Origin of the sequence: Colidextribacter sp. OB.20, assembly GCF_009911595.1 — a bacterium.
Lineage (GTDB): Bacteria > Bacillota > Clostridia > Oscillospirales > Oscillospiraceae > Lawsonibacter.
The window spans coordinates 52004-76477 of record NZ_QWKG01000016.1 but is presented as its reverse complement, the minus strand read 5'-3'; the positions used below and the strand labels follow the sequence as shown (position 1 = coordinate 76477).

General features: G+C 60.2%; 23 protein-coding genes and 1 other RNA gene. 20 read left to right on the top strand and 4 right to left on the bottom strand.

Annotated elements, in window-relative coordinates; translation table 11 throughout:
• On the bottom strand, positions 1-1255 hold a 1255-nt coding region (gene trpB / locus D1641_RS05300; protein ID WP_160663408.1), incomplete at its 3' end, for a tryptophan synthase subunit beta.
• Between the two features lie 645 nt (positions 1256-1900).
• Here trpB and D1641_RS05295 point away from each other — a divergent pair.
• The 10 genes from D1641_RS05295 to guaB all read left to right on the top strand — a co-directional run bounded on the left by D1641_RS05295 (position 1901) and on the right by guaB (position 13051).
• Positions 1901-2230 (top strand): helix-turn-helix transcriptional regulator, encoded by a 330-nt coding sequence (locus D1641_RS05295; RefSeq protein WP_160663406.1) that lies wholly within the window; start codon positions 1901-1903, stop codon positions 2228-2230.
• 262 nt (positions 2231-2492) lie between these two features.
• Entirely contained in the window at positions 2493-3839 is a 1347-nt protein-coding gene (gdhA, locus tag D1641_RS05290) for an NADP-specific glutamate dehydrogenase (RefSeq protein WP_160663404.1), read from the top strand.
• A 12-nt stretch (positions 3840-3851) separates the two neighbouring features.
• A complete protein-coding gene (gene gdhA / locus D1641_RS05285) occupies positions 3852-5195 on the top strand; it encodes an NADP-specific glutamate dehydrogenase (protein WP_160663402.1) in 1344 nt (447 codons plus the stop codon).
• 113 nt (positions 5196-5308) lie between these two features.
• Positions 5309-6937, top strand: a complete 1629-nt coding sequence (locus D1641_RS05280; RefSeq protein ID WP_160663400.1) for a gamma-glutamyltransferase family protein — start codon at positions 5309-5311, stop codon at positions 6935-6937.
• A gap of 73 nt (positions 6938-7010) precedes the next feature.
• On the top strand, positions 7011-7592 hold the full coding sequence (locus D1641_RS05275) for a hypothetical protein (protein ID WP_160663398.1): 582 nt from the start codon (positions 7011-7013) through the stop codon (positions 7590-7592).
• Between the two features lie 104 nt (positions 7593-7696).
• Complete coding sequence (gene glpK, locus D1641_RS05270; protein WP_160663396.1) at positions 7697-9181, top strand: glycerol kinase GlpK; 1485 nt, start codon at positions 7697-7699, stop codon at positions 9179-9181.
• A gap of 1 nt (position 9182) precedes the next feature.
• Complete coding sequence (locus D1641_RS05265) at positions 9183-9794, top strand: hypothetical protein (RefSeq protein WP_160663394.1); 612 nt, start codon at positions 9183-9185, stop codon at positions 9792-9794.
• Positions 9791-10537: an acyl-ACP thioesterase domain-containing protein gene (locus D1641_RS05260; protein WP_201757247.1), complete on the top strand. Its 747-nt coding sequence runs from the start codon at positions 9791-9793 to the stop codon at positions 10535-10537. The genes D1641_RS05265 and D1641_RS05260 overlap by 4 nt, the downstream gene beginning before the upstream one ends.
• 20 nt (positions 10538-10557) lie before the next feature.
• Positions 10558-11361, top strand: a complete 804-nt coding sequence (locus D1641_RS05255; protein ID WP_160663390.1) for an SMI1/KNR4 family protein — start codon at positions 10558-10560, stop codon at positions 11359-11361.
• Between the two features lie 214 nt (positions 11362-11575).
• Entirely contained in the window at positions 11576-13051 is a 1476-nt protein-coding gene (guaB, locus tag D1641_RS05250) for an IMP dehydrogenase (protein WP_160663388.1), read from the top strand.
• A gap of 80 nt (positions 13052-13131) precedes the next feature.
• On the opposite strand, the gene D1641_RS05245 is transcribed toward guaB, so the two are convergent.
• Positions 13132-14484 carry an MBL fold metallo-hydrolase gene (locus tag D1641_RS05245; protein WP_160663386.1) on the bottom strand — a complete coding sequence of 451 codons (1353 nt, stop codon included), beginning with the start codon at positions 14482-14484 and terminating at the stop codon, positions 13132-13134.
• A 152-nt stretch (positions 14485-14636) separates the two neighbouring features.
• Here D1641_RS05245 and trmD point away from each other — a divergent pair, with 152 nt between their 5' ends.
• The 7 genes from trmD (at position 14637) to D1641_RS05210 (ending at position 20854) form a co-directional block, all read left to right on the top strand.
• Positions 14637-15377, top strand: coding sequence for a tRNA (guanosine(37)-N1)-methyltransferase TrmD (gene trmD, locus D1641_RS05240; RefSeq protein WP_160663384.1), 741 nt, complete (start codon positions 14637-14639; stop codon positions 15375-15377).
• A 1-nt stretch (position 15378) separates the two neighbouring features.
• The gene (locus D1641_RS05235) at positions 15379-15903 is read left to right on the top strand and encodes a GNAT family N-acetyltransferase (protein ID WP_160663382.1); all 525 of its coding nucleotides are present in this window, start codon (positions 15379-15381) and stop codon (positions 15901-15903) included.
• 90 nt (positions 15904-15993) lie between these two features.
• Positions 15994-16827, top strand: a complete 834-nt coding sequence (locus D1641_RS05230; RefSeq protein WP_160663380.1) for a DegV family protein — start codon at positions 15994-15996, stop codon at positions 16825-16827.
• A 75-nt stretch (positions 16828-16902) separates the two neighbouring features.
• Positions 16903-17484: a hydrolase gene (locus D1641_RS05225; protein ID WP_160663378.1), complete on the top strand. Its 582-nt coding sequence runs from the start codon at positions 16903-16905 to the stop codon at positions 17482-17484.
• Between the two features lie 80 nt (positions 17485-17564).
• On the top strand, positions 17565-18293 hold the full coding sequence (locus D1641_RS05220; protein ID WP_160663376.1) for a YebC/PmpR family DNA-binding transcriptional regulator: 729 nt from the start codon (positions 17565-17567) through the stop codon (positions 18291-18293).
• 50 nt (positions 18294-18343) lie between these two features.
• Positions 18344-20008 carry an Imm5 family immunity protein gene (locus D1641_RS05215; protein ID WP_160663374.1) on the top strand — a complete coding sequence of 555 codons (1665 nt, stop codon included), beginning with the start codon at positions 18344-18346 and terminating at the stop codon, positions 20006-20008.
• Positions 20009-20110: 102 nt separating this feature from the next.
• Positions 20111-20854 (top strand): hypothetical protein, encoded by a 744-nt coding sequence (locus D1641_RS05210; RefSeq protein ID WP_160663372.1) that lies wholly within the window; start codon positions 20111-20113, stop codon positions 20852-20854.
• Between the two features lie 32 nt (positions 20855-20886).
• Here D1641_RS05210 and rnpB read toward each other — a convergent pair.
• Positions 20887-21250, bottom strand: an RNA gene (gene rnpB / locus D1641_RS05205) — RNase P RNA component class A.
• A 159-nt stretch (positions 21251-21409) separates the two neighbouring features.
• Here rnpB and D1641_RS05200 point away from each other — a divergent pair.
• Entirely contained in the window at positions 21410-22459 is a 1050-nt protein-coding gene (locus D1641_RS05200) for a D-alanine--D-alanine ligase (protein ID WP_160663370.1), read from the top strand.
• A complete protein-coding gene (murF, locus tag D1641_RS05195) occupies positions 22460-23851 on the top strand; it encodes a UDP-N-acetylmuramoyl-tripeptide--D-alanyl-D-alanine ligase (RefSeq protein WP_160663368.1) in 1392 nt (463 codons plus the stop codon).
• Between the two features lie 2 nt (positions 23852-23853).
• On the opposite strand, the gene D1641_RS05190 is transcribed toward murF, so the two are convergent.
• The gene (locus D1641_RS05190; protein ID WP_160663366.1) at positions 23854-24105 is read right to left on the bottom strand and encodes a hypothetical protein; all 252 of its coding nucleotides are present in this window, start codon (positions 24103-24105) and stop codon (positions 23854-23856) included.
• A gap of 91 nt (positions 24106-24196) precedes the next feature.
• Between D1641_RS05190 and D1641_RS05185 the strand changes: the two genes are divergently transcribed.
• Positions 24197-24406 (top strand): helix-turn-helix transcriptional regulator, encoded by a 210-nt coding sequence (locus D1641_RS05185; RefSeq protein ID WP_160663364.1) that lies wholly within the window; start codon positions 24197-24199, stop codon positions 24404-24406.
• Positions 24407-24474: the final 68 nt, after the last annotated feature.

The following is a 24474-nucleotide window of genomic DNA, read 5'->3' as shown; positions in this document are numbered from 1 at the left end:
TACGTGCGGTTCGGAGGGGAGGGAGCCGAAACCTGCCGGGCGCAACCCGGTAAGGCGCGGCTGCCCTTACCCTATTATCCTCCCCTCTGTATCGGGCGATGGCGGCGCAGTCCTTGTCCCCGCGCCCGGAGACGGTAATGACAATAATCTGATCCTTTCCCATACCGGGGGCCAGCTTCATGGCGTGAGCCACCGCGTGGGCCGACTCGATGGCGGGGATGATGCCCTCGGTGCGGGCCAGATACTCGAAGGCGCCGACCGCCTCCTCGTCGGTGACGGGGACGTACTCTGCCCGGCCAATGTCGTGGAGGTGGGCGTGCTCCGGGCCCACCCCCGGGTAGTCCAGTCCGGCAGAGATGGAGTAGACAGGGGCGATCTGCCCGTATTGGTCCTGACAGAAGTAGGACTTCATGCCGTGGAAGATGCCCAGCCTGCCGGTGGAGATGGTGGCGGCGGTCTCGAAGGTGCCCACCCCCCGGCCCGCGGCCTCACAGCCGATGAGCCGTACCCCCTTGTCAGGAATGAAGTGGTAGAAGCTTCCAATGGCGTTGGAGCCGCCTCCCACGCAGGCGATGACCGCATCGGGCAGCTTGCCCTCCTTCTCCAGGATCTGGGCCCGGATTTCCCTGGAGATGACAGCCTGGAAGTCCCGGACGATGGTGGGGAAGGGGTGGGGGCCCATGACCGAGCCCAGGCAGTAGTGGGTGTCCTGAATGCGGCTGGTCCACTCCCGGAAGGCGGCGGAGCAGGCGTCCTTCAGGGTGCTGGTGCCGGAGGTCACCGGGATGACCTGGGCGCCCAGCAGGCGCATCCGATAAACGTTCAGCGCCTGACGCCTGGTGTCCTCCTCGCCCATGAACACCACGCACTCCATGCCGATCAGGGCGGCGGCGGTGGCGGTAGCCACCCCGTGCTGGCCCGCGCCAGTCTCCGCGATGAGACGGGTCTTGCCCATCTTTTTGGCAAGAAGGGCCTGGCCGAGCACGTTGTTGATTTTATGGGCTCCTGTGTGGTTCAGGTCCTCCCGCTTGAGGTAGATCCTTGCCCCGCCCAGGTCCCGGGTCATTTTTTCGGCGTAGTACAGCCGTGAGGGCCGGCCTGCGTACTCGTTTAGCAGTTCGGTCAGCTCCTCCTGAAACTGGGGGTCGTTTTTATAGAAATTGTAGGCCTTTTCCAATTCAATCACTGCGTTCATCAGTGTCTCCGGGATATACTGGCCTCCGTGTATCCCAAATCTGCCTGCCCTGCTGCCCATGGCGGTTCCTCCTTCTTGATATCCGGGGAAAAATAAAACACCCCTGACAGACCTTTCGGCCTGACAAGGGCGAATAAAAACTTATCCGTGGTGCCACCTTGTTTCGCGGTAGAAACCGCACGCTCCGCAGGATACCTGCATATCCCCGGCAACTAACATATGCCTCCATGTCGCGGAATACTCGACCGAAGCCTTTCCTCGCGCCCTCAGTGGTCCATTTGACGGTTTGTTTTCTGCCCGGTTCCCAGCTGCCCGGACTCTCTGGAAGAGCATCGCCGCCGTTATCTCCACTTCAACGGTTTGACCTGTATTCAGCTTTCCGGCATTATAATACAGCCGGCCGGAATTGTCAACTCTTTTTTGAGGCGCCCCAGCCCTGACGGGTCCGGGAGGAAGGGGAAGAAAACAGGCAGGGCAGTGGTCGTATGGATTGATTTTTTGGGGAAAATGCACTATAATAGAAGAGAAAGAATAAGCTTTTTCGGGCCGGGGAGGGAGGAGGAGCTCCAATGGCTGACATAATACCCCGGAATTGGGCCATTTGAGAGAAGCTCTACTGCAATTTTAAGTTTTTTCAGCAAATTTTGAACAATTTCATGATTTCGTCACAGTTTTCCGTCATAATATGATTTAGGGGTGATTGATGTGACGTTTAGTGAAAGGCTTCGGCAGCTGCGCCAGGAAAAGAAAATGACCCAGTCACACTTGGGCCAGGCGGTGGATATTTCCCCGCGGATGATCAGCTTTTATGAGAGCGGCAACCACTTTCCAAGAGATGAAGTGATTCTGAAGCGCCTCGCGGATCTGTTTGAAGTCAGTCTGGACTACCTCCTGGGACACTCCGATCTGCGGGAGGAGGCTTCCCTGAAGAAGCTGTGCACTACATACCGGGCGTTGCCGGCAACGGACCGCAGGACTGTTATGGAATTTATGGAGTTCTTGGCAAAGAAAGCGGACAAGCCCCGCCGCAGCTGAGCGTCAGCACCACCTGAAAAGCCCCAAAGGCCCGCCGATTTTTGGCGGGCCTTCTCCATTTCACCCGGGAATGGCGGGATGTGCCGTGCAAAATGACGAAAGCGGAATTAAATCAGACTAATGCTTTAGCGTATAAAACAAAAGCCGATTTTGCAGGATATAAATCATTGACTTGCAAAAATAACTGTGGTAAAGTAGATACAACCCAAAAGGAGGGACATCAAAGCAGGAATTGACAAAATATCTTTCGGGAGGAATTATTATGAGCATTCAGAATGAGTATTTGAACGGGCTGATGGAGCGGGTCATCAAGCGGGACCCGGACCAGCCGGAGTTTCACCAGGCGGTGCGGGAGGTGCTGACCTCTCTGGCTCCTGTGGCCAACGCCCGGCCCGAGCTGATTCGTGAAGGCGTGATGGACTGCCTGGTGGAGCCGGAGCGGGTCATCAAGTTCCGGGTGCCCTGGGAGGATGACGAGGGCAATATCCATGTGAACCGGGGCTTCCGCGTGCAGTTCAACAGCGCCATCGGCCCTTATAAGGGCGGCCTGCGCTTCCACCCCTCCGTCAACGAGAGCATCATCAAGTTCCTGGGCTTTGAGCAGGTATTTAAGAACAGCCTCACTGGCCTGCCCATCGGCGGCGGCAAGGGCGGCTCTGACTTCGACCCCCACGGCAGGTCGGACGCCGAGGTCATGCGGTTCTGCCAGTCCTTCATGAACGAGCTGTTCAAGTATATCGGTCCCGACACCGACGTGCCCGCCGGCGACATCGGCGTGGGCGCCCGGGAGATCGGCTATCTCTTCGGCCAGTACAAGCGGCTGCGCAACGAGTTTACCGGCGTGCTCACCGGCAAGGGCCTCACCTACGGCGGCTCCCTGGCCCGGAAGGAGGCAACCGGCTACGGCCTGTGCTACTTCACCGACAACATGCTTAAGGCCGCCGGCAAGAGCTTTGAGGGGGCCACCGTGGTCATCTCCGGATCGGGCAACGTGGCCATCTACGCCTGCGAGAAGGCCACCCAACTGGGGGGCAAGGTGGTAGCCATGTCCGACTCCAACGGCTATATCTACGACAAGGACGGCATCGACCTGGACCTGGTGAAGCAGCTCAAGGAGGTGGAGCGGGCCCGCATCAAAGAGTACGCGGCCCGCAAGCCCGGCGCGGAGTATCACGAGGGCTGCGTCAACATCTGGAACATCCCCTGCCAGATCGCCCTGCCCTGCGCCACCCAGAACGAGCTGCCCCTGGAGGGGGCCAAGGCTCTGATCAAGAACGGCTGCTTTGCCGTGGCCGAGGGCGCCAATATGCCCTCCACTCCCGAGGCCATGGATGCCTTCCAGGAGGCCGGGGTGCTCTTTGCCCCCGCCAAGGCCTCCAACGCCGGCGGCGTAGCCGTGTCCGCCCTGGAGATGAGTCAGAACTCCATGCGCTTCTCCTGGACCTTCGAGGAGGTGGACCAGCGCCTGCTGACCATTATGACTGATCTGTACCGCAACGCCGCCAACGCCGCCGCTCAGTTTGGAATGGCTGGCAACCTGGTGGCCGGCGCCAACATCGCCGGGTTCCTGAAGGTAGCTGACTCCATGCTGGCCTACGGCCTGGTATAAGGGGGGAGCTCTATGAATAACTACGCTGCCCGCGTGTTGGAGCGGCTCCGCCGGAAGTACCCCAGCGAGACGGAGTACCTCCAGTCGGTCCAGACCTGGCTGGAGATGATCGACCCCGCTTTGGACGACCCCCGCTATGAGAAGCTGGACCTGCTTACCCGCATGGTTGAGCCTGAGCGGATGGTCACCTTCCTGGTGCCCTGGGTGGACGACCAGGGGGTGGCCCACACCAATCATGGCTACCGGGTCCAGTTCAACAGCGCCATCGGCCCCTATAAGGGCGGCCTGCGCTTCCACCCCTCGGTGAACGAGAGCGTGGTCAAATTCCTGGGCTTCGAGCAGACCTACAAGAACGCCCTCACCGGCCTGCCCATCGGCGGGGCCTCCGGCGGCGCCGACTTCGACCCCCGGGGGAAGAGCAGTCGGGAGATCATGCGCTTCTGTCAGTCCTTTATGAACTCCCTGTACCGCTATATCGGCGCCGATACCGACATCCCCGCCGGCGACATCGGCGTGGGGGCCAAGGAAATCGGCTATCTGTACGGCCAGTACAAGCGCCTGCTGGGCAAGGCGGAGAGCTCCGCCCTCACCGGCAAGGGCCTGACCTACGGCGGCAGCAAGGTCCGTCTGGAGGCCGCCGGCTCGGGCACCGTCTACTTCCTGGAGCGGATGCTGGAGAGCAAAGATGACAGCCTGAAGGGAAAGACCATCGCCGTGTCCGGTTTTGGCAATATGTCCTGGGGCGTGTGCCGCAAGGCGGCCCAGCTGGGCGCTAAGGTAGTCACCCTCTCCGGCCCCGACGGCTATATCTATGACCCCGACGGCGTTCTCGGGGAGGAAAAGCTGAACTATCTGATGGAAATGCGGCAGGAGGGCAAGGACCGGGTGTCCGCCTACGCCAGAAAATTCGGCGTGGAGTTCTTCCCCGGCAAGAAGCCCTGGGAGGTCAAGGTCGATATTGTCATCCCCTGCGCCACCCAGAACGAGCTGGACGTGGAGGACGCCATCTGCATCCTGGCCAACGACGTGCGCTACTACGTGGAGGGGGCCAATATGCCCGCCACCGCCGACGCCATGAAGCTGCTGCGCCGCAGCCCCAAGATTCTGGCCGCCGGCGCAAAGGCCTCCGGCTCGGGCGGCGTGGCCGTGTCCGCTCTGGAGATGGCCCAGAACTCCATCCGCTACAACTGGACCCGGACTGAGGTGGACGAGAAGCTGCGCCAGATCATGGGCGCCATCTACGACGCCTCCGCCGCCGCCGCCAAGGAGTACGGCCTGGGGGACGACCTCATCGCCGGCAACGACATCGCCGCCTTCAAGAAAATTTCCGAAGCCATGATTGCTCAAGGACTATAAAGGAATGTCGCTTTACACTGGGGTGCGCCGGCCGGCGCACCCCGCTCTTGTTGCATTTTCCTCAAAAATCCTGTATAATGGCTCTATCAAAGAGACAAAAGGAGCTGACCGATATGCCCCAGTACGACCCCTGTAAGTATACATACCCATCCCGAAGAAATGTCGTCTACGCCAAAAACGGCATGGCCTGCACCTCGGTGCCTCTGGGAGCCCAGGTGGGGCTGGAGGTGCTGAAGGCGGGGGGAAACGCCATGGATGCCGCCGTCGCGATGGCGGCGGGAATGCCCCTCTTCGAGCCTACCAGCAACGGCCTGGGCTCCGATGCCTTTGCCCTGGTCTGGGTGGAGCAGGAGAAAAAGCTTTACGGTCTTAACGCCAGCGGCGTGGCCCCGGCAGCTATCAGTCCGGAGATTGTCAAGGACTTAGGCTTTACAGAGATGCCCAAGGCGGGCTGGCTTCCCACCATGGTCCCCGGGGCCCCCGCCGGCTGGGCGGAGTTGAACCGCCGCTTCGGGACAAAGCCGCTGACCGAGCTCTTTGCCCCGGCCATTGCCTACGCCCGGCAGGGGGTCCCTGTCCAGGTGAATGTGGCCCTCCAGTGGGCCAAGGACGCCCGGCGCGTGAAGGAGGCTATGGAGGCCAATCCCGCCCCGCACGCCTACTGGTGGAAATCTTTCATGAAGGAGGACGGCTCCTCCTACGGGGCGGGGGACCTGTTCCACTGGGAGGAGTACGCCGATACCCTGGAGGAGCTGGCCGCCACCGGCTGCGAGAGCTACTACAGGGGCCCGCTGATGGAGAAGATTGTCTCCTTCAGCCGCCAGACCGGGGGCTATTTTACGGAGGACGACTTCCAGAGCTATCGCCCGGAGTGGGTGGAGCCTATTACGGCCAACTACCGGGGCTACACCGTCTGCGAAATTCCCCCCAACGGTCACGGCATTACCGTCCTCATGGCGCTGAACATCCTCAACGGACTGGAGCTGTCCCCGGACCGGGAGAGCGCCGGCACCTATCACAAAATTATGGAGACCATCAAGCTGGCCTTTGCCGACACAAAAACCTATGTGGCCGACCCCCGTTACATGAAAACCCGGGTGGCCGATCTGCTGTCGGAGGAGTACGCCGCCCGCCGCCGGACTCTGATTACCGATAAGGCCCTCACCCCGCAGGCGGGGGACCCCTCCTGTGGCGGCACCATCTACCTGTGTACCGCCGACAGCGAGGGCAATATGGTGTCCTGGATTCAGAGCAACTACACCACCTTCGGCGCGGGGGTGGCTGTACCTGGGACGGGTATCTCCCTGCAAAACCGGGGTGCCAACTTCTCTCTGGACCCCGCCAGTGACAACTGCCTGGCCGGGGGGAAGAAGTCCTATCACACCATTATTCCCGGGTTTTTGATGAAGGACGGGGATGCCGTGGGCCCCTTCGGGGTGATGGGGGCCTTTATGCAGCCCCAGGGCCACGTGGAGGTGCTGGTGAACACCATCGACTATCACATGAACCCCCAGGAGGCCCTGGATGCCCCCCGGGTGCAGTGGATCGGGGGGAAGCACATCCAGCTGGAGCGGGAGGCCGGTCCCAAGATTGCCGAGCAGCTGGCTGTCATGGGCCACCAGGTGGAGGTCATCGACGACCGGATCAACATGGGCCGGGGGCAGATCATCTGGCGGACGGACAACGGTCTGCTCATTGGCGGCACGGAGCCCCGGTGTGATGGGACGATTGCTGCGTGGTAGGGATCTGAAAAAGGATTGCAATCCTGAAAGAGATATAGTATAATAAGCGAAGAACGCTAGCGTTCTTGTCCTTTTGGCAAAAGGACAATTATCTTCAGATAAAAAGGAGAGAAGAGAGAATGAAAAAATTTTTAAAAGCATTAATAACAACCGTTTATCAATAATGTTTATCATAATAGCGGTGGCATTCGTGAGTGGTTTCCTCGAGGCAATAAAGAATGATACGCCCCACACTTCTGGAGACGCATCCGTCAGCGAACCTGTCAAATCGGACAAAAAATCTAACGGTGACTATGAGATCATCCTCCAGAACGAATTGCCCGTGTCATTGAGTTATGCCGATTATATGGGTGGTATTAAGACTACATGGTCTGTAACAGATTTACGTTATGAAACCACGGATTATAGATATAAAAAGGAGCAAGATGTTCATTTTTTCTTCTCAGGTGAAAAAACTTATGATATCAGGGGCCCTGGACAGGGTGATTCCTGCCGGATCAGCTGGCAGCTTTTTGATGCTGACGGGTATGTGGTGGACAGTGGAACCTGCTATTCTCCCAATGTCCGTGAGGGTGAGAAATTTAAAGATGCTTTATCCATTTCCTACAATCTGGCACCTGGCACCTACTACATAGAGCTGCACAGCACAAATTAAATAGTCTGTAAAGGCCCCCGTCCACTGGAACGGGGGCCTTTACTGTCTTGTTTTTTTCCCGGAACGGCGGTATAATAAGGAAAACCAAAGAAAAGGGGAACATTATGGAAAAGCGCTACATCGCCGCTCTGGACCAGGGGACCACCAGCAGCCGCTGTATTCTGTTCGACCGGGAGCAGAACATCATCGCGATGGCCCAGAAGGAGTTTACCCAGCTCTATCCCCAGCCCGGCTGGGTGGAGCACGACCCCATGGAGATCTGGTCCAGCCAGTACGGCGTTCTCATGGAGGTGCTGGCCCAGAGCGGGGTGGATGTCCGGGAGCTGGCAGGTGTGGGCATCACCAACCAGAGAGAGACCACCATCCTATGGGACCGGGAGACGGGCAGGCCGGTGTACAACGCCATTGTGTGGCAGTGCCGGCGCACGGCCGGGCTGTGTGAAGCGCTGAAACAGGACCCGGAATTTGTGGACTACGTGAAGGACCGCACCGGCCTGCTCATCGACGCCTACTTCTCTGCCACCAAGATCAAGTGGCTTCTGGACAACGTCCCCAGGGTGCGGAAACAGGCGGAGGCGGGAAAGCTCTGCTTCGGCACGGTGGACAGCTGGCTGATCTGGAAGCTCACCAACGGGGCAGTCCACGTCACCGACCAGACCAACGCCAGCCGGACCATGCTCTACGACATCAGGAGCCTGCAATGGGACGAGGGTATCTGTGAAAAACTGGGCATTCCCATGAACCTTCTGCCGGATGTCCGGTCCTCCAGCGAAATTTACGGGACAGTGAACATCCAGGGGGTGGAGGTGCCCATCGCCGGCATTGCCGGAGACCAGCAGGCCGCCCTATTCGGCCAGACCTGCTTCAAGCCGGGGGAGGCCAAGAACACCTACGGCACCGGCTGCTTCCTGCTGATGAACACGGGGGAGACCCCCTTTGTGAGCAGAAACGGCCTGCTCACCACCATCGCCATTGGCCTGAACGGAAGGGTGCAGTATGCCCTGGAGGGCAGCATCTTTGTGGGCGGGGCGGTGGTCCAGTGGCTCCGGGATGAGCTGGGGCTCATCTCCGAGTCGGCCGACACCGAGTATTTTGCCCAAAAGGTGCCCGACACCGCCGGGGTGTATATGGTGCCCGCCTTCACCGGGCTGGGCGCCCCCTACTGGGACATGAGCGCCCGGGGCGCCATCCTGGGCCTGACCCGGGGGGCGGGGCGCAACCACATCATCCGGGCGGCCCTGGAGTCCATCGCCTATCAGACCGCCGACGTCCTGCGCGCCATGGAGGAGGATACCGGCATCCCCCTGCGGGAGCTGCGGGTGGACGGCGGGGCCTCGGCCAACAATTTCCTGATGCAGTTCCAGGCGGATATCGTGGACCGCCCCCTGTACCGGCCCAAGATTCGGGAGACCACCGCTCTGGGGGCGGCTTATCTGGCGGGACTGGCCACCGGCGTGTGGGGAAGTCTGGAGGACATCTGGCGGAGCTGGACCATAGACCGGCTGTATCAGCCCGCTATGGAAGAGAAGGAACGGGAAAGGCTGTTAAAAGGCTGGCATGAGGCGGTCAGCCGGGTAAGGAGCAACTGATATGGTACAAGACACGAAGCGGTTTTTATCCTATATCTGTCCCCACTGCACGCAGTCGGTGATCGTGGAGCGGGACCTGTTCTCCCTGGCGGCGGCCCCGGCCCATGTGAGATGTCCCTGCGGCAAGTCGGAGCTGGGGGTGGAGTTCAAGCCCAACCTGGTCCAGCTGACGGTGCCCTGCCTGTTCTGCGGCCGGGAGCACACGGTGTCCTGCTCCTCCCGGGCCTTCATCCGGGAGAAGGCCCTGGCCTTCTCCTGCGCCGCCTCCGGGCTGGACTGCTGCTATGTGGGGGAGGAGGGCCCGGTCTACGCTGCCACCGCCCGGCTGGAGCAAGCGGTGGACAAGCTGGGGGAGGACGCCGCCGATAACGGGGCCTTTCTGGACGAGATCGTCATGGAGGAGATTCTCTCCGAGCTGCGGGACATCGCCGCCCGGGGGGACATCTCCTGCACCTGCGGCAGCAAACGGTGGGGCTTTGACGTCCATTTCAGCTCGGTGGACCTGTACTGCCAGGACTGCGGCGGAAAATACCGCATCCCGGCGGCCACCGCCGACGACATCGACGACCTGTGCTGCAAAACTTCAATTTTGATTCGAGGCAAGGAAAAATGAGCATGTTATTTGAGTATGAAATTCGCTTAAACGGCCTGGATGTGGACGGCCGGAACCAGTGCAAGGCCTCGGCCCTGCTGAATCACCTGCAAAACGCCGCTACCCTGGCGGCGGAGGACGGGGGCTTTTCCCGGGAAACTCTCATCCAGCAGTACGGAGCCTTCTGGATGCTGGCCCGGTCCTGGTACTGCCTGTCCCGGCCCCTGCGGTATGAGGACAGGCTGACCATCCGCACCTGGCACCGGGGAGGAAAAGGGGCCATCATGTATCGGGACTATGACATCCTGGCCAACGGCCAGCTGGTGGGGGAGTCGGTGTCCGCCTGGGTGCTGGCCGACGTGAACAGCCGCAGGCTTATGCGGCTGTCCGCCATCCCAGAGCTCACCGGCACCGGGGGCGGCGAGCTGTGCAAGACCATGACCCTGGCAAAGCTCCGCCAGCCCGGGGACCTCCACGAGGCGGAGCGCCGCCCCATGCGGTACAGCGACTCCGACCTGAACGGCCACGTGAACAACACCCGCTACGCCGACTTTGCCTGCGACGCCGTGGGGATGGAGTCCCTGCCCGAGGACCGCTACCTGGCCGAGATGCAGATCGGCTATCTGGCCGAGTGCCGCCCCGGGGAGGTGCTCACCATCCAGACCAGCGGCCTGGGGGACAGCCGGTTTGTCCGGGGGGTGGACGACATGGGAAAACCCCGGTTTGAAACGGCGCTGTATTTTGGGGAGACGCCCGTCGAATAAGACATCTGGAGGGACTGACCATGCACGAATTGAACGACCCCAAACGAATCGCTCAATGCGCCCGGATTAAGGACATGATCCGGGAGATAGCTGCCGACCCAGCCCACAAAGATGACTACTATGCGAAACAGCGCCATCACTGGAAGCTGAGCCCCACCGTCCCCCTGTCTGAGATCGAGGCCTTTGAGAAGCGGGCGGGGATCGAGCTGCCCGAGAATTATGTGTACTACCTGACCAAGGTAGGGGGAGGCGGCGCGTCACCGGGGACGGGCTTTGATGTGTTCAAATCGGAGTGGGAGAGCTATGATGGCCTCCAGGATGTCTCCGAGCAGCTCACCCGGGTGATGACCGAGGCGGAGTGGAAGGAGCGTTACGGCGAACATGAGTATGAGGAGCCCGGGACCATCGGCCTCTGTGGGATGGACATCACCTATGTGGCTTTCTTGATCGTCAACGGCCCCATGCGGGGCCATGTCGTCTATCTGGACTACGATGGCGACTGCGCTCCCATGTGGCCCAAGGGCAGCTCGGACTTTTTGGACTGGAACGAAAATTTTTACTCCGAACTGCTGGCGGGGTATGCTATCGACCCCACCTGGAAATTCATGTGGCAGGAGCCTGGAAACACAAAGGCGCTGATCCGCGCATATCAAAAGGCGGATGATCTGAAGTACAAAAAAGAAGTGATCTGGAGCTTTCAGAAGTTCGAGACCCTGCCCAAGGCGGCGGAGCCGTTTTTTGCGTCTATCCAGGAGCCGGAGCTGAGAAAATGTGTAGAGGATATCTGGGAGTATTTTGACAAAAAGGCAAGGGGAGGAAAGTGAGACGGCGCTGTATTTTGGGGAGACGCCCGAGCGGGACGTCCTGTAGGGCAGGGGTTCTACCCCTGCCTATCCCCGTAAGGGGATAAAAGATAGGGCAAGGGCAGAGCCCTTGCCCTACATGCGGCAGGTTCCCTGAACTTATGAGATTTCTGCCTTGACAAGCCCCAAGGCACAAGGTACAATAGATAAAATATCGAAAAGGAGACGTGGAATTATGGTGAATCAAGACGCCGCCCAGAAGTTTGTGAAGCAGGGCCTCACCTTTGACGACGTACTGCTGATCCCCGCGGCCAGCGATGTGCTGCCCGCCGACATCGATCTTCGCACCCGGCTGACCAAAAAAATACATCTCAACATCCCTCTCATGAGCGCCGCCATGGATACCGTTACGGAGTACCGCATGGCCATCGCCATCGCCCGGGAGGGCGGCATCGGCATCATCCACAAGAATATGTCCATCAGCCAGCAGGCCGAGCAGGTGGACATGGTGAAGCGCAGCGAGAACGGCGTCATCACCAACCCCTTCTGGCTGGCCCCCGGCCACACTCTGGCCGAGGCGGACGAGCTGATGGCCAAGTTCCGTATCTCCGGCGTGCCCATCTGCGACAACGGCAGGCTCATCGGCATCATTACCAACCGTGACATGAAGTTTGAGACGGACATGACCGTTCTCATCGACCACGTGATGACCAAGGACAACCTGGTCACCGCCCCCGAGGGCACCACTCTGGCCCAGGCCAAGGAGATTCTCCGCCAGCACAAGATCGAGAAGCTGCCCATTGTGGACGAGGAGTTCCGCCTCAAGGGCCTCATTACCATCAAGGACATTGAGAAGGCGGAGGTCTATCCCAACTCCGCCCGTGACGAGAAGGGCCGGCTTCTGGTGGGCGCCGCCATTGGCGCCACCGCCGACGTGTTGGACCGGGTGGCCGCCCTCACCGAGGCGGGGGCCGACGTGCTCACCCTGGACTCCGCACACGGCCACACCCAGAACGTGCTGGAGACCGTCAAGCGCATCAAGGCGCTGTATCCGGACGTACAGCTTATCGCCGGCAACGTAGCCACTGCCGACGGGTGCCGCGCCCTCATCGAGGCGGGTGCGGACTGCGTAAAAATCGGCATCGGGCCCGGCTCCATTTGTACCACCCGGGTGGTGGCCGGCATCGGCGTGCCCCAGATTACCGCCATCTACGACGCTGCCTGTGTGGCCGCTCAGTATGACATTCCCATCATCGCCGACGGCGGTGTGAAGTTCTCCGGCGACATCGCCAAGGCCATCGCCGCTGGCGGCGATGTGGTCATGCTGGGCTCCCTGCTGGCCGGCTGTGAGGAGTCCCCCGGAGAGACGGAAATCTTCCAGGGCCGCTCCTTCAAGGTCTACCGGGGCATGGGATCTCTGGCCGCCATGAGCAAGGGCTCCAAGGACCGCTACTTCCAGCAGAACAACAAAAAGCTGGTCCCCGAGGGCGTGGAGGGCCGCGTCCCCTATAAGGGAGGGGTGGGTGAGACCATCTACCAGCTCATGGGCGGCCTGCGGGCCGGAATGGGCTACACCGGCTGCCACAACATCGGGGAGCTGCACTCCAAGGCACAGTTCATGCAGATTACTGCCGCCGGCCTGAAGGAGTCCCACCCCCACGATATCTACATTACCAAAGAAGCGCCCAACTACACCATCAGCCCCAACTGACAGAAGAAAGCCCGCCTTACGGCGGGCTTTCAGCTTTCTATCGAACGGACCGCCGCCTTGTGAGAGACGGCGGCTTTGCATCACTGCACCGGCTCGAAATCGGAGGCGGGGCGGCGGCAGATGGGACAGACAAAGTCCTCAGGGAGGGTGTCGCTCTCGTATATGAAGCCGCAGATTTTGCAGACAAAGCCCTTCGGCTTGTCCTGGATGGGCTCGGCCTCGGGGGCGGGCTCCTCACCCTTCACCGACGCGGCAATGGCTCGGGCCAGGGCCTCCAGCTCCGCCTCCTGACCGGGGGCCAGGGCGGACTTGAGGGTAACAGGTGCCTCAATGACCTCCATGTTCTTCATCCCACCCAGGATTTCCGCCATCAGCTTGCCACTGGCGGGAGCCCAGGAGCCGTTCTGGATGAGGGCCACCTTCCGGTTTTGCAGGTTGTGGTGGGCCAGATCCCGGAGTAGGTGCTCCATGGGGTCGAAGATGCCGTTGTTGTAGGTGGGGCAGGCAAAGACGATATGGCTGTATTTGAAGCAGTCGGCCAGAACATGGGAGTAGTGGGTGGCGGACACGTCGTGCATCTGGACGGGGATGCCCAGCACGGCCAGGCGGCAGGCCAGGATGTTGGCGGCGGTCTCAGTGTGGCCGTAGATGGAGGCGAAGGGGATCACGACGCCCTTGACCTCAGGCTCGTAGGAGGCCCACTTCACATAGCGGTCGATGATCTGGCTAAAATCCTTGCGCCACACCGGGCCGTGGAGGGGACAGATCATCCGGATATCCAGGGCTGCCGCCTTGTTCAGCAGGGCCATCACCTGGGGGCCGTATTTGCCCACAATGTTGGTGTAGTACCGGCGGGCCTCATCCAGCCAGTCCCGCTCCCAGTCCACCTCGTCGGCGAAAAGCACGCCGTTCAGCGCCCCGAAGGAGCCAAAGCCGTCGGCGGAGAAGAGAATCTTGTCGGTGGAGTCGTAACTCACCACAACCTCGGGCCAGTGGACCATGGGGGCGGCCACAAAGGTGAAGCTGTGCCGGCCGGTGGACAGGGTGTCGCCCTCGTTCACCAGGATGGCACCCTTGGGGTCGGCGGCGTGGAACTGGCGGATCATGTTGATGGCCTTCCCGTTGCACACGATGCGGGCCTCGGGGTGGCGGAGCATCAGGTCGCCCAGGGTGGCGGCGTGGTCGGGCTCCATGTGGTGGACAAAGATATAGTCCAGCTTCCGGCCTTCCAGGGCGTGCTCCAGATTTTCCATGAACTGGGTTTGGACGGAGCGGTCCACCGTATCAAAGAGGACTGTTTTCTCATCCAGCAGCAGATAGGAGTTGTAAGACATCCCACGGGGGACGGGGTGGGCCGCCTCAAAGACGGGGTGCTGCCGGTCGTTGGCGCCGATCCAGATCAGGTCATCGGTGATATTGCGGGTACAATACATAGGTAAAGCCTCCCTTTTGTGCAGAAATATTTTCGTTCCCTATCATAGCATAATTTTCCCAAAAAGGCGATAGTATTTTTATCCGGAATCCGTTGCAAAAGAGGGGAGAATCCCGTATAATATTGCTCGAACTGTGGAAAGGCGGAGCGAGCATGTACCGTATTGATATTATGACATTGTTTCCCGATGTGGTGGGAGATATGCTCTGTGAGTCGGTTTTGGGCCGGGGGCAGGAGCGGGGCTATATCCGGGTGGAGTGCCATCAGATCCGGGATTACACCGTCAATAAACAGAAGCAGGTGGACGACTACCCCTACGGCGGAGGCCGGGGAGCGGTGATGCAGGCCGATCCCCTTTACAGGTGTTGGGAGCACATCTGCCAAGAGGCGGGGGAGCGGGTCCACACCATCTACATGTCCCCGGCGGGAAAGACCTTCACCCAGGCGGATGCCCGGCGGCTGAAGGACGATTACCAGCGGCTTATCCTGGTCTGTGGCCACTATGAGGGGATCGATGAGCGCTTCATTGAGGAGTGCGTGGACGAGGAGATTTCTATCGGTGACTTCGTGATGACCGGCGGCGAAATCCCCGCTATGGCGGTGGCCGACGCAGTGTGCCGCCTGGTGCCGGGGGTGCTGTCCGACCCCTCCTGTTATGAGAATGAGAGCCACTGGAACGGAGCTCTGGAGGCCCCCCAGTACTCCAGGCCTGAGGTGTGGCACGGGAGGGCGGTGCCCCCCATTCTCCTGTCGGGCAACCACGCCAAGGTGGACCAGTGGCGGAGAAAGCAGTCCATCCTCCGCACCCGCCAGCGCCGGCCCGACCTCTACGAAAAGCTAGACCTGTCCTCCAAAGAGGACCAGAAGCTGCTGAAAGAGCTGGAGGAGGAATAAAATGGAAATTTCTATTGTTCCAGTCTGTGTAGAGGATATTTTTGAGTTTAAAAGGGATATGCGGAAAGCCTTTCAAAAAGGAGCGGAAAACGAATTTGGGAGCTTGTCTACTGAGATACTTCCTGAGGGTGATATTGACCTCTCTTTAATGCAAGAAGGTGCTGTTGCCTATAAAGCTGTCGCAAACAGGAAAATAGTTGGCGGTGCGATTATCGTCATAGACAGGACCACACGGCGTGGACACCTGGATTTTCTTTATGTGAAGTACGGTTTCCAAAGCCAAGGTGTCGGGAGAGCGATTTGGAGGGCGATTGAGGAGCTACATCCCGATACGGAACTATGGGAAACCTGTACGCCCTATTTTGAAAAGAGAAATATCCATTTTTATGTCAACTGTTGTGGCTTTCATATTGTGGAGTATTTTCATCAAGGGCATCCTGATCCTCACGAAAAAGAGACAGAGAACAGGGATGACGACGGTGGAATGTTTCGATTTGAAAAGGCAATAGTACAGATAAATGAATAATAGTTTTTCTACCCCTTTACAACCCTTTAAAGGTATGGTAAACTAGTTGTCACAATCTAATTTAAAATACCACGTCTGGAGTTGAAGCATATGAGTTTCAAAATTGTAGTGGACAGCTGCTGCGACCTGACCCCCGCCATGCTGAAGGACCCCGTCTTTGTTAAGGTGCCCCTGACCATCCGCTCCAACGGCAGTACCTTCGTTGACGACGAGACCTTCGACCAGGCTGACCTGCTGTGGTCCATGCGCCAGAGCGAGGACGCCCCATCTACCTCCTGTCCCTCCCCCCAGGCCTATCTGGACGCATTTCAGGGGGCGGACGACGTGTATGTGGTCACCCTGTCTGCCCTGCTCAGCGGCTCCCACAACAGCGCTGAGCAGGCCCGTCTGCTGCTGGAGGAGGAGCACCCGGAGGTCAACGTCCACGTGTTTAACTCCTGCTCCGCCGCCTCCGGCGAGCTTCTGGTGGCCATGGCCATCCACCGGCTGGCCTCCGCCGGAATGCCCTTCAAGCGGGTGGTCACCGAGGTGGAGCAGTTCATCTATCAGATGCAGACATTGTTTGTATTGGAGTCGCTGGAAAATCTGCGGAAAAACGGCCGGCTCACCAAGCTCCAGGCGGTTATCACCGGGGCGCTGAAGATCAAGCTGTTCATGGGCGCCACCCCCGAGGGGGAAATCTGCAAGCTGGGTCAGGCTTTGACGATTAAGCAGGCGCTGAGCAGGATGGTGGACAGAATCGCCGCTGACACCGCCCATGTGGGCAGGACGCTGGCTATCTGCCACTGCAACTGTCTGGAGCGGGCCTTTCAGGTGAAAGCGATGGTAGAGGCCAAGTGCAGGTTTGCTCATATCCTCATCACCGAGGCCGGAGGCGTTACCAGTGTATACGCCTACGACGGCGGCATCGTGGTGGCCTATTGACAAAAGAACCTGGATACAGTCATAATGCAGGGGCGCACAATGTGCGCCCCTACAAAACAACAAGGAGAGATCAATATGTCTATCAACCGCTCTCAGGCCTGGGACCTGCTGACCCGGTACAACAAGGAGCCCTTCCATCTCCGCCACGCCATCACGGTGGAGCACGTTATGGGCTGGTACGCCCGGGAGCTGGGCCATGGGGATCAGGAGGAGTTCTGGTCCGTGGTGGGCCTGCTCCACGACCTGGACTTCGAGATGTGGCCCGAGGAGCACTGCGTCAAAAGCCAGGAGCTGATGCGCCAGGCCGGGGTGGAGGAGTCCATCATACGGGCTGCCGCCTGTCACGGCTGGGGCCACCGTGTTGACATCAAGCCGGAGCACGAGATGGAGAAGGTACTCTACGCCTGCGACGAGCTCACCGGCCTCATTGGCGCGGCGGCTCTCATGCGGCCGTCGAAGAGCACGGCGGATATGGAGCTGAAATCTCTGAAGAAGAAGTTTAAGGACAAGAAGTTCGCTGCCGGCTGCTCCCGGGATGTCATCGCCAAGGGGGCAGAGCTGCTGGGCTGGGAGCTGGACAAGCTGCTGGAGATGACCCTCAAGGCCATGCAGGATGAGGAGGAGGCCATCGAGGGGGCAGTGGCAGCATTGGCGTAAAAATTGCTTCCGGGGCTTGCAAATAAGGCGAAACAGTGATATAATACCACCGCCTATTACACAAGAAGGGGAAGATATTCATGTCCGGACATTCCAAATGGCACAACATACAAAAAACCAAGGGGGCGGCGGATGCCAAGCGCTCCCAGATTTTTACCAAGATCGCCCGTGAGATGATCGTGGCGGTCAAGACCGGCGGCAGCGGCGACCCGGCCAACAACTCCCGGCTGGCTACCGTCATCGCCAAGGCCAAGGCGGCCAACATGCCCAACGACAACATCAAGCGCACCATCGACAAGGCGCTGGGCTCGGGCAACACCGACAGCTTTGAGAACGTGGTCTACGAGGGATACGGCCCCAACGGCGTGGCTATCATTGTGGAGGCCCTCACCGACAACCGCCAGCGCACCGCTCCGGAGGTGCGCCACCTGATGGACAAGTACGGCAAGGGGATGGGAGCCACCGGCTGTGTGTCCTGGTCCTTCGACAGGAAGGGCGTGATCGTCATCGAGGCCGAGGACCTGGATGAGGATACCGTGATGATGGACGCCCTGGAGGCCGGCGCGGACGACATGCAGGCCGACGACGAGGTATTTCAGGTCTACACCGACCCCGACGCCTTCGCCGCCGTCACCGAGGCCCTGGAGGCCAAGGGGTATACCTTCCTGGAGGCCGGAGTGCAGATGGTGCCTCAGACCTACGTCAAGCTCACCGACGAGGGCGACATCAAGAATATGGAAAAGCTCATTGACCTGTTGGAGGAGAATGACGACGTTCAGAACGTCTACCACAACTGGGATCAGGACTAATATGCGCGGGGGCCGGGAACGGCCCCCGTTTTGCAATGGGAGGAAAGGTTATGGACTTTACAGAATTTGAGGCGGCTGTCAAGGAGGTCACTGAGACCGGAGCCCTCAGCTTTGCCGCCCGGAGGGCGCTGTGGCTGGCCCTCGGGCCCTGGGAGGAGCGGGACGAGATGGACGACAGCCCCCGGACCCTTACCGAGCCCCTGAGAAAGCGGGCGGAGCTGGCCCTGGCCTGCGCAAAGAAGGTGATGAAGGTCTGGTCGGCCTATGACAGCGAGGACAAGGGCCCCCAGGAGCTTCTCAAGAAGGCCAACGCCTGCCTGAAAGGGAAGCTTGAGGCGGATCAGCTGTACCAGGCGTGGAAGGCATCCGACTACATGCACAGGACGGAGGAGGAGCGGTACAGCTCCGCGCCCATGGCCGCCATCGCCGCCGAACGGGCGGCCATAGTGCCCTATTATGACGAGTTCCTGCTGGAGCCCCGGTACGCCGGCGCCGACGACAGCGAGCTGGACCCCTACGACTGGGACACGGCCTGGTGCGCCGCCCTGGCCTGGTCGGGCCGGAACGAGGAGGCCGGCGGCGGGCAGCAGAAGGTGGAGGAAATGAAGTTCTGGGCCTGGTATCTGGAACAGGCCGCTGGTCTGCTGGGGATAGAGGGCTTCAAGTTCCCCAAAAAGGCCATCAAAGCCTTTGAGGAGAAGCAAAACCCGCCCAAGCCAGTACCGGAGGAAGTGACGCTGGAGAGCCTGGCGGATTTTCTAAACACAGGAGAGCTGCGCTATTGCTGCCGCAATCTGGCGAAACAAACCATCTATGACGAGAAAGAGCCGCTGATGTACTATATCACCACCCGCCGGCAGGAGGAGAGCGGTATCTGTCCCAAGTGTAAGGCCAAGATCACCCAAGTGAGTTACTGGATAGGCGGCAACGCTCTGGAATGGGACCTTCCAGGGGACGTCCATTTTATGGCGGTGGAGGAGACCCCCTTTTTCCACTGCCCGGATCACCCGGAGGAGTGGATTTGCGCTCCCTGTGAGCATGTCAACCGGAAGGCGCTGTTCAAGCGGTATATTGCCGGGGCGGGCCGGGCCGAGGCCCTGAAACGGCAGATTGAGGAGCGGGCGGTCTACTGCTTCTCCATCTCGGAGAACGGCGCGTCCCTGAATAAAAGGAGCTTGGACAGGTTTTTGCGCCACATTCTGGAGCGGGGCGAAATCCCAGGTCTGGAGTGGGTCAGCCGGGAGGACGACAGCTTTGCGGTGGACCTGTCTGCCTTTGGGCCCTATGTGTTCTTTTTGGATCTGACCTATGAGGAATTTGTGAAACGATATCCTGAACGGGTGCGGCAGGCCGGGGAGGGAATGACAGAAATTGACTTTGCCGGTGTTTGGGCCCGCTGTTATTTGGACGAGAGGGGCACGTTAACGAGGCTGGAAACCACCTCCCGGTTCCGGGTGCAGCTCAAAGACCCCAAGCGGGATGAAAGGTACCTGGCAATGGGACTGCACAAGGCGTTAGGAATGGCTGGAGCGGAGGCGAGGACGCGGGCGGAGGCTCAGGGAAGGTTCAAGTATGCCAGAGAGCGGGAGGAAATGGACTGCCTGTCCGGACTCAGCCGAGCGGAGGCGGAACGAATCTTAACTGTGCTGAGGGGCTGTGGCGTTCAATGCCGGATTATGCCCTGGCTCATCGCGAAAAGGGGGGATACATGGTGAGCCGTATCCCAGTGGAAATGCTATTTTTACCAGCTCTGTTATGATTTTCTCCTAACAGGCCGATATCAAATATAACAGATAGTCGGGACAGGAGGGGATATTGTGGGCATATCAGGGGTAAGCGCCAGCGGCTGCTATCAGAGTCAGGCCACATCCGGGCAGGCCGCCCCGGTCCAGGAGGAGCAGAAAGCCTTGGCGGATGCCCTCAAGGAGCAGGAGGAGGGCCAGAAATCGCTGGTTGAGATGATGAAGGAGGCCCGGGAGAAGGCGGAAGAGGCGTCGAAGAAGCGGGACGAGATGCTGAAAAAGACCACGAACCGCCGCTATGGCGACGCCGCCATCATGGCCTACTCCAAGCTGGCCCGGGCCCGCAGCGCGGGGGAGGTGGACGCCGCCTCCGGCTATGCCCGGCGGCAGATCGCCCAGCTGCGGGCGGCCAAAGGCAGCGACCCTGACAACGCCGACCGCATCCAGGCCGCCATCAACCAGCTGCAAAAGGCGGTGAACCGTGCGGGCCGGAAGAAGCGGGAGCTCTCCCAGGAGAGGCTGTCCGCCAAACGCCAGGCCCGGCTGGAGAAGGAGAAGCGCACCCGGGAGGCCAAGCGGCTGAAGCACCAGCTGAGAAGCCGTCAGGCCCAGCGGGTGATTCGGGAGTCAGGCTATCTGCGGGAGGCGGAGATGGACAACCGCATTCAGGACCAGCTGTCTGCCGCCAAGCTGGAGCTGCGCCAGCAGATGCAGGAGCTGGCGGACAAGACCCAGACCACGGTGGATGCCGCCGTTCAGCAGTACGCCGCCGCCGCGGCGGAGCCGGCCCCGGCGCCGGAGATCAGCGTAGAGGCATAATAGAACCGCCGCCCGGATGGGCGGCGGTCTTTTGGTGCAGTAAGCCTGTAAGCCGGGTTCTGTCTTTTAAGACAGCCATCTATCTCGACGCATTGTTGCCAATACGCTCAAGCCGCCTCCTGAACACGACCGGGCCGGTCTGTGTGTGTTCCCACGGCGTTGCTCCGGATAGAGTTTACAGCGATGGGCGCTTTTACACGCCATCGGGTGAGCTCTTACCTCGCCTTTCCACCCTTGCTCCCGCTTCCGAGAGGGAAGCGGGGGCGGTATATCTCTGTTGCACTTGTCCTAGGGTCGCCCCCGGCGGGTGTTACCCGTTATCCTTGCCCTGCGGAGCCCGGACTTTCCTCACAGGCGGGCCTTTCGCCCCGCCCGCGCGGCTGTCCAGCTTACTGCGGGAACTATCATACAGGAAAATGGAGCAATTGTCAAATGGAAGGAAAAATTTTCTTCTCCGGGTTGAGTATTATGTGGGAATGTGATAGAATATCTTATTCATGATATAATGTGCTTGTTGTGTCCACATGGGTTGGAAAGCAGAAAAGTGAGGTAGCTATGAAAATATTAGTATTGGCCGGCGGGCTGAGCCCGGAACGCAACGTTTCTCTGTCCTCAGGAGCCATGGTGTGTGAGGCCCTGCGCAATCGGGGCCATCAGGCGGCCATGATGGACCTCTTTTACGGCCTGGATGGTGCGCTGAACGGAAATAATCTGTATGTGGCGCCCATTCCGGAGTCCTATAAGCGGGTGGCCCGGGAGGCCCCGGACCTGGAGGCGGTGCGCGCCCGCCGGGGGAATCAGGACCCCTCCGCCGTTGGGCAGGGCGTCTTTGAGATGTGCAAGGACGCGGATATTGTCTATCTGGCTCTTCACGGCGCCTGCGGGGAGGACGGCCGCATCCAGGCCGCCCTGGACCTGCTGGGGGTGCCATACACCGGCTCGGGCTGTCTGGGCTCCGCCGTGGCCATGGATAAGGACATGACCAAGCGGCTGGTGGCTGGAAAGGTCAAGACGCCGAGATGGGAGACGGTCACCGTCACAGAGGAGAATGTGGAGGAGCTGGCCGGGCGGATCAAGCCCCCTGTGGTGGTAAAGCCCATTGCCAGCGGCTCCTCCATCGGGGTCTACATCGCCAAAAACAAGGCGGAGCTGCTGACGGCCCTGGCTGAGAACGCCAAGCTGGGAGGCCGGACCGTCATTGAGGAATATATTCAGGGCCGGGAGATCCAGGTGGCGGTGCTGGACGGCAGGGCTCTGCCATCCATCGAGATCATCCCCAAGACCGGCTTCTACGACTACGCCAACAAGTATCAGCCCGGCGCGGCCCACGAGGTGTGCCCCGCCCGCATCCCGGACAACTGGGAGAAGGCGCTGGGAGAGGCGGCCCTCACAGTGTTTGAGACCATCGGCCTGTCGGTCTACGCCCGGGCGGATTTCATCGTCACGCCGGACGGCACCCCGTATTTCCTGGAGATCAACACCCTGCCCGGTATGACTCCCACCAGCCTGGTGCCGCAGGAGGCGGCGGCGGCGGGCATTGACTACGGAAAGCTCTGCGATACCATCATCCAGAAATCCCTGGAGGCCCGCAAGGAGGGACGGTAAATGGAGACCATCACACTGGGCCAGCTGCTGGAGGCGGTGCACGGGACGCTGCTGGGCAGCTTTGACGACCCAAACGCCCCCATTACCGGCGTGGACACGGACAGCCGGTCCATCCACCCCGGAGCCCTGTTCATCCCCCTGGCGGGGGAGCGCTTCGACGGCCACGCCTATATCGGCCCCGCCCTGGAGGCGGGGGCGGCGGGCTGCCTCACCGCCGGGGAGCGGGACAGCTACCTGCCGGGAAAGTTTTACGTTAAGGTGGAGAACCCCCAGCGTGCGCTGCGGGATCTGGCCGCCTGGTATCGGGGCCGGTTCGACATCCCCTTTGTGGGGGTGACGGGCAGTGTGGGCAAGACTACCGCTAAGGATATGCTGGCCGCTGTGCTGGGCACCAAATACAAGGTGCTCAAAACTGAGGGCAACCACAACAACACCATCGGCCTGCCCCTGACCCTGCTGGAGCTGGACGCCAGCCACCAGATCGCCGTGCTGGAGATGGGCATGGACCGTCCCGGGGAGATCGACTACCTGGCCGGAGCTGTCAGGCCCGACGTAGGGGTGATTACCAACATTGGAGACGCCCATATCGAGCGTCTGGGCAGCCGGGAGAATATCCTGAAGGCCAAATGTGAGATGCTGCCCCACATCAGGAGGGACGGTCTGGTGGTCCTCAACGGGGACGACCCCCTGCTGAACAGCCTGAGGGGCAAAACTCCCGTCCCGGCCGTCTACTGCGGTCAGGGGGAGGGCTGTGACTTCCGGGCCCAGGTCACCGGAGGCGACGGCGTCAGCCATATCCACTGCCGTCTGACCACCCCCCGTATGGACCGGGAAGTAAAGATTCCCGCCCTGGGGGAGCACATGATCTACCCCACCCTCATCGCCGTGGCGGTAGGGGAGCGGTTTGGCCTGACTCCCGACCAGATTGAGGAGGGCATCGGCCAGTTCGTCCCCACCCGGATGCGGATGAATATCCTCCACCGGGGAGAGGGCATCACCATTCTGGACGACACCTACAACGCCAACCCCCAGTCCATGCGGGCGGCCGTCAGCGTGCTGGCGGACAGTCAGGGCAGCTATAAGACGGCCATTTTGGGGGATATGCTGGAGCTGGGGCCCTTCGCGCCCGCCCTCCACAGCGGCGTGGGGGAGTGCCTGGGCACGGCTCATATCGACTGCCTGCTGGCGGTGGGACAGCTGGCCGAACATATTGCCCAGGGCGCCCGGGACAGCGGCGTCTCCCAGGTCATCCACTGCAATACCCGGGAGGAGGCCAAGGGCGTCCTGCCCCGGGTGATCCGCCCGGACAGCACCATTCTGGTGAAGGCCTCCCGGGGGATGAAGCTGGAGGAGCTCACCGCCAAGCTGTTGGAGCTGACAGAAGAGGCGTAGCGTTACAGCCGGTTCAATTCCAGCCCAATGGCCAGCCCCGCCCGGAACAGGCTGCGCTGGCCCAGCCAGGCCAGGGACTTCGCGCCGTCCTCCACTTGCCGGGCCAGATCGCCGCACCCCTGGGTGGTCAGCTGCTCCATGGCATGACACAGCATGTCATCACACCGCTCCTGTTCCTCCCGGTCCTCCGGAGAGAGCGTGGTGCAGCAGTTTTCCACGGCGTATTGGTAGAGCACCTCAAATAAGGATTCCATGAAATTTCCTCCTCAAATTATATTGCGATAATTTTAACATAGTTTTATAATAACACGTGAATTTCAACGTGTCAAGAGGGACGGTGAAAAAATGTCTGTATTTTCGGAACGTTTACACCATCTCCGAAAGAGCAAAAAAGTATCTCAGGTTGCATTAGCAAAAGAGATTGGTGTCTCCTCCCGTGTCTATCAGGATTATGAGTATGGAAAACGGGAAGCACAGATGACGACACTAATCAGGATGGCCGACTTTTTTGACGTCAGCCTCGATTATTTGACCGGGCGGACGGACACGCCCTAGAGGGCACCCAAAGGCCCCCTTGTGAAGGGGGCTGTCAGCGAAGCTGACTAGGGTTTTTCTCCTAAGCA